Origin of the sequence: Variovorax ginsengisoli, from assembly GCF_030486595.1 — a bacterium.
GTDB lineage: Bacteria > Pseudomonadota > Gammaproteobacteria > Burkholderiales > Burkholderiaceae_C > Variovorax > Variovorax ginsengisoli_B.
The window spans coordinates 129,565-143,145 of record NZ_JAUJZH010000021.1; the positions used below are offsets into that span (position 1 = coordinate 129,565).

Genomic DNA, 13,581 nt, shown 5'->3' on the forward strand with positions numbered 1-13,581 from the left:
TCCTGGCTCTGTGCCCCGTGGGGCACATCACCACCCGTTCAGATCCCCGCACGAACAAGCCCCCGCGGGATCTACCCGCACGCACCATGCCCTGCTCGAATCCCACTCGATGGAGAGTCGATCCGACGGGAAATTGATCCAGACGGAGCTATCCCCACGCGACGGGAGGAGGGGAGCGGTGCTCGGCGGGCGGTCCCGACAAAACCACACTAGGCGGACACCTGGCGCTGCGGGCCTGTCCCGTGGGGGCCGGTACCGACGGTGTAGCCCGTGCCGGACGGGCGGACAGATCCGTGTCCCGATCGAGCATTTCCCGACCGAACAAGGCTCTCCCAGGGCTCGGTCGACTCGGTCGTTTGCACGTTGCAGTTGCTGCACCAGGCGGCGCCCGACTGGGCGTAGATCGTGACGGGCGTGTTGCCGGCGCGGTAGACATTCGAGCACCTGGTGCACGAGTAGACGTGGCGCAGCTTGGGTGGCCGCTCGCGCCGAAACCGCCGCCGCTCCAGCTCGGCGACCAAGTCGGCGTCGCTCACTTCGGACAGATCGACGGGGGGCATGCTGCGCGGGGAATGTGTTCGAGAGGAATGGAACCCAGCAGGATCGAGCCCGCGGGGATCAGGCTATGTGGGGATGCGTGCCGGCGCGGAACCAAGGCCTTGCGGGGGTCGGGTTCCGGTGGGAGCGAGGGTCGACGGGGGTGAGGTCGGGACGAAGGGGCGGGCGCGGAGGGGCTTCTTCATGATATACCGCAAGAAACCCGATCCGGGTGAGATCTTTTTCAGGCCCCTGCTGCTGCCTGGAGCGGAACCTTCCGGGGGCGGCCGCGCGGTGCCGGAACCTTCGGCGGCGGGGGCTCCATCTTCTCGACCTTCGCCAGGCGCTCGGCAGCCTCGCGGGCCGCACGCAGCTGCGCGTACGCGACGATCGAGCGCCAGCGCTGCAGCAGGAAGTCCACGTAGTCCTCGGCCTTCCAGTCCGTGCCGCCCGGCGTGCGGGCGTGGCCATAAAGCCCGAGGGCCCAGGCGTCGGATAGCTCCACGACGGCGGTGCGCCCGTTGGTGAGGACGCCCACATCGATGGCAAGGGGATGGGCGTTGCCCCGGGATTCGAGGTAGATCACCGTGCTGTCGATCGCGCTTTGCACGACCTCGGCGGTGGGCTCCGGCGCGTCATCGTCGCCGTCGGCGTCATAGCGGGCCTTGGCAAGGATGTGGCCTGAGGCGTCCACGTAGTAGCGCCATTCGCAGGCGAACTCGACCACTTCGGACAGCCACACGCGGGTGGCTGTCTTAAGCGAGGCGATCGCCTTGAGCTGCTCGAGCTGGTATTCGGATTGCTTGGCGCCCGGGCGCGGGTCGTAGACGAAGCCTGAGAACGTCTTGGTGGCCACGGGCTTCACGAAGACCGGTCCCTCGGCAGCCTTCAACTCATAGAGCACGCCCTCGCGGACCTCGCGGCGCAGGAAGTCGCCGATGGGGCCGTAGCCCATGCCGTCCGGCTCCGGGACGCCCCGGATGCCCATCACGGCGCGCACGTACTCGACCGTGCCCACCGGCGGGATCTCGCCCAGGTGCGCGGCCAGGATGCCGCTGACATCCAGGTTGGACTGAAGATCCTTGAGCGACACCCGGCGGACCGGGGTGCCACGCATGGTGGCCACCAACAGCGCGGTACGCACTTCGGCGGACGTTTCGGCCTGCAGGACCAGCATCGCCGGCGCGCCCGCAGCAGCCGAGGCGGCACCCTGGCGAACGCCCGGAACGAAGCGTTGAACAGTATTCACTCTGTTGCCTTGCGCAATCATTGGTTTGTAAGAGAAGATTGACACGGATAATAAAACGCCTCGCAACGTCCCGTCACAACTTTTCCAACTTCCGCATGACCGGCTACCGCACCGGCGCGCTGGACATCAGCCTGGCCGCGCGCCGGATCATCAGCGTCCCGACCCAACTGGGCTGCCGGATCGGCTGCACTTTCTGCGTGTCCGGCGAAGGCCCGCTCGCGCGCAACCTGACCTCTCCCGAGATCCTCCACCTGGTGGAAGAGGCACTGCGAGCCGCGCCGCCAGACGGTCGCCCGCTCGAGCTGTCCTTCACCCGCGAGGGCGAACCCGCGCTGAACTGGCGCCAGGCGGCCGCGGTGTGCGAGGCGCTCCCGGGCATCAGCGCGGACTTCGACTCGGTGCGGTACTGCTTTTCCGGCCTGGGCGCCGATCGCCTCCTGGGCAAGCTCGACGGCGGGTCGTTTCCGACCAGGCTCCAACTTTCCCTGCACGCCGCGCGCCAGCCCGTGCGCGACCGCCTGGTCAGGAACAGCGCCCCGTTGCCTACGATCCTGGCCGCGATCCAGCTCCACCAGGGCCGGTTCTCGAGCATCGAGCTCAACGTGGTGCTGCAGGACGGAGTGAACGACTCCGACGAGGATCTTGCCGCGCTCGCGCGATGGGGCTCACCGGCCTGGCCGATCCTCCTGAATCCGCTACTGCGCGACGGCGCGGAAGTGCCCGGCAGGCGGGCCGAATACTTCGAGAGCCGGCTGCGCCTGGCCGGCCGCACGGCGCGGCGGTACCGCGAGATCGGCGCGCGGATCAGCCGCGGCGGCATCTACCCGCTGATGGCGGCGCGCCGGCGGTAGGCGAGCGTGGCAGGCGCCACCAGGCGTCGGCGTCAGCCGGCCGCCTCCGGGTGCCTGGCCTTCCATGCCCTCAACTCCTGCCGGTAGCGGTCCATGGCCATGTCGTGCAGGTCGAAGATGCAGGGCTCGCAGCCGTTGCCGCAGCAGGCGTCCAGGTCGGGCGCCTCGGGGGCCTGAGGCATGGGGTCGGGGTCGGACAGGGCAGAAGAAGTCATGGCAAGCGGCCGTCAGGCGCACGAACGGCGTGAACTGTAGCGGAGTGCCGGGGCGACGGCGAATACCGATTCTGCAATGCAGGGGCCCCGCAATTGACCGCGAAGCGGTGGGAGTTCCGTTGTAGGTCCGAGGTGGGGCCCCCGGCCAAAGGCCGCAAGGGGCGGACGGGCCACCGTCCGGGCAACCTGTCCACGGGCGAAGCCGGTGGGCAGGGCGTCAGGCCGAAGGCAAGCGCGCGGGGAGCGGTGGGCAAACCTGGCAGCCCGAAGGGCCTGTCCACACGTGTGTGGGCAGCAGGTTGTCCACGGCGGGCGGGTTCCCCAACCACGCGATCGTCGCGGGAAAAGGAACTACGTCACAAAGTGCGCAAATACCACGCAGTCCATCTGGAGGGTTCACAGGGCTGCCAGGCGGCGGCAAAGTTGCCGCCTTCTCGACTCAGGAGCGGACCATGGAATCAGCGATCTTCACCCTCGGCGCACTGGCCGTCCTGGTGTCGGCCGGCTGGATCATCGATCTGCTCGTGCATCGCGAGCCGCCATCGCGCCTGGAGCGACTGATGGCCGCGCAGATTCAGCGATCGACGTCGGCGATCCGCGGCGGCCAGGAAGCCTAGCGGCGCCGCCCGGCCCACGGGCGCTCATCGACCTCCCGCGGAGTAGGGCGCAGGCATAGGCCCGATCGCTGGCGCTGGCGTGCTGCTGCGCACCGGCTCAGCGCGCGCGGGCGGCACGAATGGGCTCGGCATCGCCTGCATGTTTGCCCCGGTGAAGATGGTCGGCGCTGGCGCACTGGTCGCGGCCACCGCTGGAACTGCGGGCGCGTCCGGAGGCGCGTCCGGAGGCGCGGCCTTGCTCGGTGCCGCTGGGATCGCCACCACCTGTGGCTCCTTTCGTAGCGGCCCGACCAGCATCATCCCGGCGCCGGCGGCAGCCGCGGCGTCGTTGCTCACCATCCAAACGCCGGTATTGGCCACTCGGGTCAGGCTGATGCGCTCGCCGTTCTCCCAGGTGCAGTTGAAGACCACCGGCGGCGGCGCGGCATCCGCTGGGGCAAATGGGTCCGCGCCGGGCTCGCGCCGCTCGTCGCAACCGCGCAAGGGTTGGCGGTGGGCGAATTCGTTGATCTCCGCGACCTTGCCGCCGCTGAGCGTCGCCGATCCAGCGGAGTACAGCCGTCCGGCAAAGGACGTGACGAAGCGCGCATAGGCAGCCTGGGCTTCCTCACTCGTGGGAGGGCTCACCTCGGCGCTCGTCGCGTGCATGGCGCTCAAGCCACCAGCGAGGACGACGGCTGCCATGCTGACGATTCGGTTCAGGCGCATACACATGCCCTCGGAGTATCCGCTTCCTCCCGGAGAGCGTCCAGGCACTCATCTGGCACCTCGGCCGTCTGGGTCCAATACAGCAGCGAGCACTTCCAGGAGTTGCTCAAGGAACAAGGCATCACCTGCAGCATGAGCCGCGCGGGCGAGGTCTGGGACAACTCGGCCATGGAGAGCTTCTTCAGTTCATTGAAGATGGAGCGAACAGCCAGAAAGGTCTACAGGACCAGGGAACAGGCGCGAGCCGATGTGTTCGACTACATCGAGAGATTCTACAACCCGACGCGTCGTCATTCGACGCTCGGCTACGTCAGTCCGATACAGTTCGAGAAAGCTCAAAAAGCTTAGGTGTCCACGAGACCGGTAGCAACCCAGACGCCCTGACGAAGGCGGTCGAGTTCGCGCATTACCTAGCCAAGGATGCCGAGGAGCTGCTCGCCGCGGTGAATGAGTGCGACGCGCTCCTCGTGAAGATTGAGGAGGGCGACGAGATCGATGAGGCGACCCTGCAGCATGCGAATGAGACCGTGATCGAATTCACGCGAGGACTTCGCTCGGGAATCTACGAGTTCCGGAAGCGAGCTGAACGCACCGCTTCGCAGGACGGTGCGGTTGTTTGCAGTGCGGCGAGTGCTGAGGCTACGGCGCCCAAAGTCGCTGATGTTCCGCTGACAGCGACCGGTGCATCGAGCGAGGTACCCGAATATGTGTCGCACGAGAAGCGCGACGAGGAGCAAGGCTGGCGGCTCCTGCCGGCGATTGATCAACAGGACTGCATGTGACGCAACGAACTGCCCCTTACCCGGCAAATGCCACGATGAATGGCGACCTCCAAGCCCCCCGAATTGAGGCCCACTCGGCGTCAGCAGTTGGTGATGCGGCGGCAGCCAACCCACGGATATCAGACTGATCCATCGTTGCAGCAGCAGACTTGTGTCGCATCCAACCTCAGAACCGGGCGCCTATTGACAGGGGCGGCCATATCAGGGCCTGTTCACACTATTTCCGGCAACCCTACGCGACCCCGGAAATAGTGTGAACAGGCCCTTCTATGAGGACTGAATTTGTCAAGTCGTATGTGGTGGGTGTGGATGCTTGCTGCTGATGGGGGTACGAATAGTTGTGTGGATGCGCGAAGCACTCGGGTGAGGTCAGGCGGTCGTGATCCGAGGTCGGGGTGTGACGAGCGTTCGAGCCAAGGCCCGGACAACCTTCTATCCGTGCCGGATGCACGCATCCGGCACCACATGCAACATGCGCGCAATGCGCTTGGCTTACCCCTGTTGACCGACGCGCCCCATCTAGAAAAACGGTCCCTTTGCGGTGACCCGGACCTGTTGCGGGCGCGTAGACCTGTGATCATGAAGCCACCTTTGCCTTCGTCTGTTGAGCAGCCTTGCCGGTCCAAGCCGGTGATCTACACCGCCGGCTTGAGCGCGGCACCGGACGGAATCTCGCCGTGCTCGAGATAGCGCCACAGCGCCACGGCCAGGCGGCGCGTCAGGGCCACGATGCCCACGCGTCGCATGCGCTTGCGCGCCGCGGCGAAGCGCCGGTTGAACCACTGGCTCAGGGCGCTGTCGGGCTGATAGCGCAGCCAGCTCCATGCCAGTTCGATCAGCAAGACACGCGCTCGCTTGTTGCCGGCCTTGCTGATGCCTTGCTCGACCTGGCTGCCGCCGCTGGCATACGGTGTGGGTGCCAACCCAACGCAGCCGGCCAGCTCGCGCCGGTTGGCGAAGCGCCGCCAGCCGAACAGTTCCTTGACCAGTAACCAGGCGCTGCCGACCCCGATCGAGCGCAGCTTGGCGAGTTGCGCCACCTGCGGCTGCCAGTCTCGCCCAGCGATGGAATGCACTCGCAGGTTGTGCAGCACCAGCAACGAGCCGATGCGGTTGGTGTGCGCGGTGCGCCCCTGCGACAGCCGCAGCAGCTCGCGGTGCAGCCGGCGCGCGTCCTCCTGCTGCGCCGTGGGCTCGCGCAGCACCGACCATACGCGAGCCTCGCCCGCGTGGTAGCGCTGCAGCATCGCCAGCAGCTTGTCGCCATCGAGTCGATCGGTCTTGGCATGCCTGGCGTGCCGGTTGACCTCGATGCTGGCCGAGTCGACCACGATGTTGTTGATGCCCTGCTCGACCAGCCAGCGGTGCAGCCGCCAGCCATCGCGGCCCGCTTCGTAGCACGCGTGAACCGTCGCGTCGGCAGGAATCCCAAAGCGCAGTCGGGCCTTGCCTAGGCGTTCCAGCACGGCCCCCTGATCGCCAGCGGCCACAGCGCACCGGCTGGGGTTCCGTATGCGTCGCCGAACGTCAGGTTCCAACGCTTGTCGCTCAGCTCCAAACTCATGTACAAATCGTGCGCATTCGCCCTAACCTTGCCTTGAAGGGCTGTCTCGGGTGCAGTCATGGCCGTGCTCCTTCGGTTCGCTACCTGGGAGTTCCCGTTCTAGCTCAACGGGCCTCGCCTGCGACAGTCCTTCATAGCATCTAGAGTTAGGTCGTTGAAACGCTGATCCCGGGTGGCTTCATTGCACTGACAGGCAATTCTGATTGCACGGACACGCAAGTGGCTGCGGCCAAGTCCACCTACGATTTGACCTGTCGCGCATCGCGACGCCACTACCGTCGGTCCGGACGGACAGGAGTTGAACATGCCACTGATCGATGTGATCTACCCGCAAGGTGCACTGAGCGCACCCGCGCTCAAGAAGCTTGAGAGCACTCTGTGGGAGAAAGCCCTCAAATGGGAAGCAATCGAAGCGAACGCCACCTCTGCATCGGTCGCCTGGGCTTATCTGGACGAGCGACCGCGCCAAAGCGTGAGCGCTGGCGGGAAGCCAATCACACAGAACATCTACCGTATCAACGTGCGGGTGATGGTCGGATTCATGGACCAAGTGCGAATCGACGGCATGGCCCGCGAACTTACGAACGCGGTTCTTGAGGCCGATGGGTCGAATGGTGACGCGAGCGGTCCGCGCGTCTTCTGCATCATCGAAGAAATACCAAGCGGCACCTGGAGCGTCGACGGATCGACGTGGACCACTGTCTTCACTGCCAAGCAGCTTGAAATCAACAAGACGCGGATCGCTGCGATGGAGAACGCCCTTGCGGCACGACCGCGCATCGACGTCCTTGCGTCACCGGTCTGAACTCAGCAGAACGCTCGTCCGCCTACGGAGGTGCTGGTTTCGCCCGCGAACGAACCTATCATTTCAGCATTACTTTCGCGTGCTCGCGCGACATCAGCGCGTGCTGCCCCCGGTGCGGATTGATCATGCTGGACACGTTGTCGGTTGCGCTCGACTATCTGCACGGTTTCGACGACCCTGCGGGATATGCGGGTTAGAGGATTGCGTCGATTGGCATTGGGACGGCATCCTGGCCGGCGCTGCGCGGTCAACTGCTGGCCATCGGGGCCGTTGCCGGCGGCGCCTGAGCGCCGCACCGATGGCAATCGCATCGTCATCGCCGGGCGCGAGCGAGCGCAGGAGACGGTGAATCGAGTGGGGCAGGAGATCACGAAGCGCAACTGAGCATCCAGCCAACGCTGACGATCCAGCACGGGCCGCCGGTGTCAGTTCTCTGTGGCGTCGGTGGCCGAAAGCCCGACATTGCACGCGGGCGTTTGTACCGAAACACGCTACGGTGCACGCTGTGGGTTTGTTTGAGCCTTCGCGGAATGCATCCTTCCAGCATCGCTCGACACGGAACAGCCATGCTCTTCCACCAACCCCTACCCAATGCCAAAGCAATCCAAGGCGCCGCCTACCTTCTATTGGTTGCGCGAGGTGATGCGCGCATCACCTCGCTCAGCCGCTCGAAAGTTTACCGGCTCATTGAGGAGGGGAGTTCCTACGCCCATCGACCTTGGCGGACGCGCGTCCGCTTGGCCGAGCGCGGCGCTTCAGGCGTGGGTAGACGATCCGGAAGGGCTATCGGACGGCCATGCCGCAACCGTGAACCACACTTCGCTGCCTACGTCTGCGGTGGGGCTTCCGGTCACCCAAGACCGCGCATGCAAAGCATTCGGCCGTCGCACGTCGTCCGCCGGCACGACAACATTGCCACCAGCAAGATCGTCCAGCAGGCAAGCCCACAGCTGAATCATCCGGCAGCGCTGGGCGGGATGCGTGGTGCGGTCATAGCTGCAGCCCCAACTCCTCATCGGACACGTGGGCCAGATGCCGCTCAATGACCTCGCGGTCCCATCCCAGCAGTTCGCGGAACTGCGTGCGGGCAGTAGCCCTGAAACCATGCCCCGTGATCTGCTCCTTCGTGTCGTACCCCACCAATGTACGCAACGCGCTATCGACCGTGTTGTCGCGCATGTAGCGCGTCTTTTCCGAGCGTTGCGCCATCCTTCGGAAAATCGGCCCGGCGGGGCCGGTCTTCGGAAGCGGTGGCGGGAAAAGTGCCCTGGTTCAAGAGACGCAGGAAGCGACAAGGAGCCGGAGATCGGGAAACCTGACAACTCCACCAAGCGGTCAGAAGTTGCAGAGCGTGTTACATGCGAAAGCGAAGCCAGAACCCGGGTACAGGTTCTACCTGCTGCACAACAAGGTGTACCGGGCGACGTGCTGGAGTACGCCTACCGATGCTGCAAGGCCAACAAGGGGTAAACGGGCGGAGGGTCGAGGACATCGAGGCGTACGGTGGGTAGAACGCTGGCCCGGGGAACTGGCGCACGGGATGAAGACCGGCTTCATCGGTACTACGCACCCCTCCGCCGCTCCGCCGCCCCATCATGGCCGCCTCAGCTCCTCGCGGAGCGCCAGTTGGCCGTGCGCACGGCCGCACCTTCAGTGCCCCCGTGTTGCACTATCGTCTTCTTTCGTGTGTGCCATGCCATCGTTCCTCCAGCGGAATCGATGGGTGCTGTCGCTCACTTCCCCGCTCGACGTTTGCCTTCCTCAAATTTCACCCGGGTCGGCTTCCGCACTAGCCTTTTCGAGGCCTGCTCGACGTTCACGATCGAATCCACGCAACGCCAGACTGCGACCTTGCTCGAGTCCATAAGCCCGATGCAAGGCCCCATGATCTCCCAAGATTCGAGAATTGAGGGTTCACCCCGCTATTGACAGGTAAAGCTGCTTTCGAGTTCGGTGTTGCCTATGCCGTTGTACTTGGCCGTTTGGGGGAACGGGCAGAGGGGGCGGGTACGGCCGGGCCAGGGTGTGCTGTTGCCTGCTGTTCCGACCACTGAAGCATTGAAATTGGATGTGCCCGCCTGATGGCAGTGCCTGATGGCTTGTTCGAGCTGGCGCGTGGAGCGATGCGTGCCGCGACGGATGTACTTCTGCGTCAGGATGGCGAACCAGCGTTCGACTTGGTTCAGCCAGGACGTGGAGGTCGGCGTGAAGTGCATCTGGAAGCGCGGATGTCGGGCAAGCCAGTTCCTGATGGCGGGAGTCTTGTGTGTTCCGTATTTGTCCATCACGAGGTGGATGTTCAGCACTGCCGGCACGTTGGCCTCGATGGTGCGCAGGAACTGCAAGAACTCGGTGCTTCGATGGCGGCGATGCAAGTCCCCGATGATCGATCCGGTGTCGATGTCCAACGCCGCGAAGAGTGGACTTGAAGTTGGACTCGTGAAGCGCGCAACGATGCGAGACTTCGCAACGACGGACTACGCCTCCCCTCGATTGCCTTGAAAAACTGCAGGCGTGGCACCATCCGCTCCCTCGCGGCAGGGGCGCATCAGCAGTCGCGTTGGTTAGCGGGCGCCTTCGTTCAGCGTGTCCTGAAACTGACCTCGGCAACTTGCGCCCTAAGGATTTTCCCTGATCTTCGCGGTGAGTCAAGCAGGCCTTCCCGCCAGCCGTGCACGACGCGCGTCACAACACCTAATGTTCAGTACGGCTTGGCAAATGGAATTCACCAAGCCGGCGCGGCGGATAAGGGCTCCGCGCGAACAACTCATTTCTTTGCCATAGGAGACACTAGATGAAGCCGAAGACGAACGAAGAGTATGTCCAGATTGACGAGGTTCAGTGGAAGCCGTTTCCCGCAGCCTTCTCGACCGGGGGCATTCGCTGGAAGCTGCTCAATGTTTCACCTGGACAGGGTTCGTGGAGCGCAATCTTTGATTGCCCCGCGCACTCATCGTTTGCGCCGCACATTCACGCGGGTCCGGGCGAATACCTGCTCACAAAAGGAAAGATGGATGTTCGAGGGGGCAAGGCGAATGGTGGTGCCACCGCCATCGCGCCGGGCTACGGCTTCGAGTCATCCGGCGCCAGGCACGACAAGACGACTTTTCCGATCGACAGCGAGTTCTACATGACATTCCTTGGGCCGCTAACCTTCGTCAAGCCGGACGGCAGTCCGATCGCGGTGGTCGGTTGGGAAGAGGTTCAAAGCGCCTGGGGCTGACCGTACAGCAGACGCGATGCTGGCCGACCACGCGTCGGAACTGCACGACTCGCAAAACATTTCCCAACACATATTGGAGCCTTTCACTTAAAGGCGAAGCTCCGTGCCTGCCGACACCACGTCCACTAAGAAAATGCCCAACACCCATCAGATTCTTGACCACCACGTTCAATCATTTGCACAAGGCTAGGCTTGGATGCGCTGGTGTCCGACGATTGCGACGAATCGGTCGTTCAGCTTCCCGACCGAACGTTCGCAGGGGGAAGATCCTCATCCAAACATTCACACCTTTCTCGCAGTAGCCGCCGCCCGGTCGCGGCTCGATTCGGTCGAGCGCGATGGCTGCATCGAGTGAGGGGAGAATAGGATCGGGTAAATGGCACCCCCCTCGACGACTAAACATTCGACGAGAGCGTCCTTGGCTGGGTCCTCCAGTCCCACTGCCGAGTGTTTACCCTATGGTCTCGCGGTCACTTCCGTGTGGACGACTTGTATTCACTCTGAGAACATGTCAAGGCGAGGCATTGAGGATATTCTGATTGTGCGGGCACCATCGAGCGCCCGAGAGACCGGAGAGAAATATGATCGAGCCCGATGCCACTTCTGCAGCCCTCTCCAGTTGGACCACCCGAGACATTCATCGAACCGACGTCACGGACGCATGGCAGGCTGTACTGACTGACAACTATGGCCCGTGGCAGGTGCACCGGACGGTCGCTCCACAGTTCACGGCAAATGTGAAGAATCGAAATTTCTGCGGAGTTCGCGTCGTGGAGTGCGTCTGCGATCCATGTACTGGAAGGCGGTTGCCGCAGCTGATCGCTAAGGACGACCAAGCGTACATCGGCGTCCAGATCACGAAGGCAGGCAGCGAGAAGTTTCAGATCGGCAGCGATGTGGTCGAAGTTGGACCGGGCGACTTACTTATCTGGACCAGCGACCAACCGATGGAATTCACCGTCATCGAAAAGCTCCACAAGGTGTCGCTCGTGCTTCCATGGAATGCCGTCCAGGATCGCCTGCCCCGAGGTGCACGGTTCAACGGGACCATGATCGACAGTCGCCGTGGGATCGGGGCCGTCCTCTTCGGACACGTGGCGACCCTCGCGGAGCAAATGGACGTTCTGGGCGATACGGATCAAGCCGCTGTGCGTCGAGCGACGCTCGAACTTCTCTCCGCGGCGATGAATCATCGCGTCGATGCCCCGCCTCAGGGCCTGGCGAAGAGGTACTTGAAGCAGCTTCAAGACTACGTTCTTTTGAACTTGCAGGACGAGAAAATGACGCCAACGAGCATTGCGGCAGCCAATCGCATGTCGCCGCGGTACGTGCACATGCTCTTTGCGCAGACCGGGGCTAGCGTTTCTTCTTGGATCAAGGCGCAGAGGCTCGCCCGCTGCGGCGAAGACCTGCGCAGCCGGGCGTACCGGGATACCGGCGTGGCTGAGATTGCTTACGCATGGGGCTTCAGCGACCCAACGCACTTCAGTCGCGCATTCAAGCAGCAGTTCGGCATGAATCCTCGTGAGTACCGCGAGCGCGCCCGATCCGACACAATGAAGTGACAAACTCCGAACATGTGAGTCTTGCGCAAGGTCGATTTCCACGAGGTGAGGCCTCACTCTTTTTTTTGACGCATTGCCCGAGGGCAACGATGTGCCTGAAGACGATGGCGATCACGGTGAGGTTCTCCTCACAGCGTGGAATTTTCGAACTCGTCCCAATTGAAACTGATGAACCGAGAGCGGTGCAATCTTTCGCTATCCCGATGGCAACGCCCATCCCCAAGGATTCCACATCTGCCCGGTGCCCGATCTCGACGCCGCCAGAGCTTGGTTCGACCAGCCAGCTGTTCCCTAAGTCAACCGACCCAACCAAGGCAAGATGGAGGACGTCGCTTTCGTCTAGGACCCGGATGGCTATTGGATTGAGATCGTCCAGCCGGCCTGATTGAAGAGGTTGACAGCTGTCCCCGCTTCATGAGTTGCGTGTTGGCTGTTGACGCCGGCCGAAAATTGTTCAGGAAACGGAGGGTGATGCCGACGGGACATTGAGAAACAACCGTCCTCTTGGGAACCGGAGCAGCGCGGGACAGGGAAAATCGCAGGCCTTCGATCCTCCTGGCTTTGGATGCTTTGACGAAGGCGGTTGCGCAGGAGCAAAGCCAGGCTCTTCTCGTCCGTTCGGCGCCAACTTGGCAAGAAATCAACGAGGTGCTCGCCGGATCGTATGTATGAGCAGGTCCGGTTTGCTCCGCGCCGCTTGCTACGTCGCTCGCCACTCAAAGCGCCGACTCGCGGCGTCACACGGGCAGGTGTCGGACAACCCTTAAATTGACCTAGGGATGGTCTGCAGAACACGTTCTGCAATCACGGCTGATTGAACAAGATGATGTCGCTGCAATCAGATGGCTCGATCGAGCAAGGTCGGCAACGATTTGCTGCGTGGGGCAGCCGCTGCGGCCGCCTTGCCGGCCCGACTCGGGCCTCGCAGACGCACTCATCCCCTGACCTCCATCAACTTACGCCGCGCCATCCCCAGGTTCGACAGCGCGAACAGCGTGACGATCTGCGCCGTGTTCTTCGCCAAGCCACGGTAGCGCACCTTCGTGAACCCGAACTGCTGCTTGATGACCCGGAATGGGTGCTCGACCTTGGCTCGGATGCTGGCCTTCATCTTCTCGACACGCGCGGCTACGAACTCCGGTTCGATGAACGGGTTGAGCAGCCTGCGCTTGCCCGGGCGCATCGCCACATGCCAGGTCGGCCCTACAGCTTCCGCTCGCTTGTGCACCCCCTGATAGCCCGAGTCGCCGGAGGCCGCGTGCTCCTCGCCGTGCAGCAGCGCTCCGGCGACGTTGATGTCGCTCACATTGGCCGACGTACCCACCACCGTGTGCACCAGCCCCGACGTGGCATCCACGCCGATGTGAATGAAAGGGACTTCCCCGTCCCGAGCTATCCGCGGAGTGCCCCTTGGGCGTTGCGGCAAACGGCATCAAAGTGCCACGATGGGAAGTTACCTCATCAA

10 protein-coding genes and 4 pseudogenes are annotated in these 13,581 nt (G+C 63.4%); 7 read left to right on the forward strand and 7 right to left on the reverse strand.

Translation table 11 applies throughout. The features are described from left to right. Positions 1-781: 781 nt before the first annotated feature. Positions 782-1,786 carry an ATP-grasp domain-containing protein gene (locus QZH52_RS25785; RefSeq protein ID WP_301813500.1) on the reverse strand — a complete coding sequence of 335 codons (1,005 nt, stop codon included), beginning with the start codon at positions 1,784-1,786 and terminating at the stop codon, positions 782-784. 95 nt (positions 1,787-1,881) lie between these two features. On the opposite strand from QZH52_RS25785, the gene QZH52_RS25790 reads away from it, so the two are divergent. After that, positions 1,882-2,637, forward strand: a complete 756-nt coding sequence (locus QZH52_RS25790; protein WP_301813502.1) for a radical SAM protein — start codon at positions 1,882-1,884, stop codon at positions 2,635-2,637. A gap of 32 nt (positions 2,638-2,669) precedes the next feature. Here QZH52_RS25790 and QZH52_RS25795 read toward each other — a convergent pair whose 3' ends face one another. After that, positions 2,670-2,852 carry an oxidoreductase-like domain-containing protein gene (locus QZH52_RS25795; RefSeq protein WP_301813503.1) on the reverse strand — a complete coding sequence of 61 codons (183 nt, stop codon included), beginning with the start codon at positions 2,850-2,852 and terminating at the stop codon, positions 2,670-2,672. A 452-nt stretch (positions 2,853-3,304) separates the two neighbouring features. On the opposite strand from QZH52_RS25795, the gene QZH52_RS25800 reads away from it, so the two are divergent. Then, positions 3,305-3,469, forward strand: a complete 165-nt coding sequence (locus tag QZH52_RS25800; RefSeq protein WP_301813505.1) for a hypothetical protein — start codon at positions 3,305-3,307, stop codon at positions 3,467-3,469. Between the two features lie 24 nt (positions 3,470-3,493). Here the strand turns inward: QZH52_RS25800 and QZH52_RS25805 are convergent, their stop codons facing one another. Continuing rightward, complete coding sequence (locus tag QZH52_RS25805; protein ID WP_301813519.1) at positions 3,494-4,153, reverse strand: hypothetical protein; 660 nt, start codon at positions 4,151-4,153, stop codon at positions 3,494-3,496. Positions 4,154-4,252: 99 nt separating this feature from the next. On the opposite strand from QZH52_RS25805, the pseudogene QZH52_RS25810 reads away from it, so the two are divergent. Then, positions 4,253-4,525, forward strand: a pseudogene (locus QZH52_RS25810) (IS3 family transposase); the annotation flags it as partial. A 119-nt stretch (positions 4,526-4,644) separates the two neighbouring features. Then, positions 4,645-4,959, forward strand: a complete 315-nt coding sequence (locus tag QZH52_RS25815; RefSeq protein WP_301813506.1) for a hypothetical protein — start codon at positions 4,645-4,647, stop codon at positions 4,957-4,959. 635 nt (positions 4,960-5,594) lie between these two features. On the opposite strand, the pseudogene QZH52_RS25820 reads toward QZH52_RS25815, so the two are convergent. After that, a pseudogene (locus QZH52_RS25820) lies at positions 5,595-6,583 on the reverse strand (transposase). A gap of 244 nt (positions 6,584-6,827) precedes the next feature. Here QZH52_RS25820 and QZH52_RS25830 point away from each other — a divergent pair. Then, positions 6,828-7,328, forward strand: coding sequence for a hypothetical protein (locus QZH52_RS25830; protein WP_301813508.1), 501 nt, complete (start codon positions 6,828-6,830; stop codon positions 7,326-7,328). A gap of 990 nt (positions 7,329-8,318) precedes the next feature. Here QZH52_RS25830 and QZH52_RS25835 read toward each other — a convergent pair. Together QZH52_RS25835 and QZH52_RS25840 are read right to left on the reverse strand one after the other, a co-directional pair. Then, positions 8,319-8,507: a hypothetical protein gene (locus QZH52_RS25835; RefSeq protein WP_301813509.1), complete on the reverse strand. Its 189-nt coding sequence runs from the start codon at positions 8,505-8,507 to the stop codon at positions 8,319-8,321. A gap of 911 nt (positions 8,508-9,418) precedes the next feature. After that, positions 9,419-9,757, reverse strand: a pseudogene (locus QZH52_RS25840) (IS630 family transposase); the annotation flags it as partial. Positions 9,758-10,122: 365 nt separating this feature from the next. Here QZH52_RS25840 and QZH52_RS25845 point away from each other — a divergent pair. Together QZH52_RS25845 and QZH52_RS25850 are read left to right on the forward strand one after the other, a co-directional pair. After that, positions 10,123-10,551 (forward strand): cupin domain-containing protein, encoded by a 429-nt coding sequence (locus QZH52_RS25845; protein WP_301813511.1) that lies wholly within the window; start codon positions 10,123-10,125, stop codon positions 10,549-10,551. Between the two features lie 581 nt (positions 10,552-11,132). Next, complete coding sequence (locus QZH52_RS25850) at positions 11,133-12,116, forward strand: helix-turn-helix domain-containing protein (RefSeq protein ID WP_301813513.1); 984 nt, start codon at positions 11,133-11,135, stop codon at positions 12,114-12,116. A gap of 934 nt (positions 12,117-13,050) precedes the next feature. Here QZH52_RS25850 and QZH52_RS25855 read toward each other — a convergent pair. Then, positions 13,051-13,482: pseudogene (locus QZH52_RS25855) on the reverse strand (transposase); the annotation flags it as partial. Between the last annotated feature and the right edge of the window lie 99 nt (positions 13,483-13,581).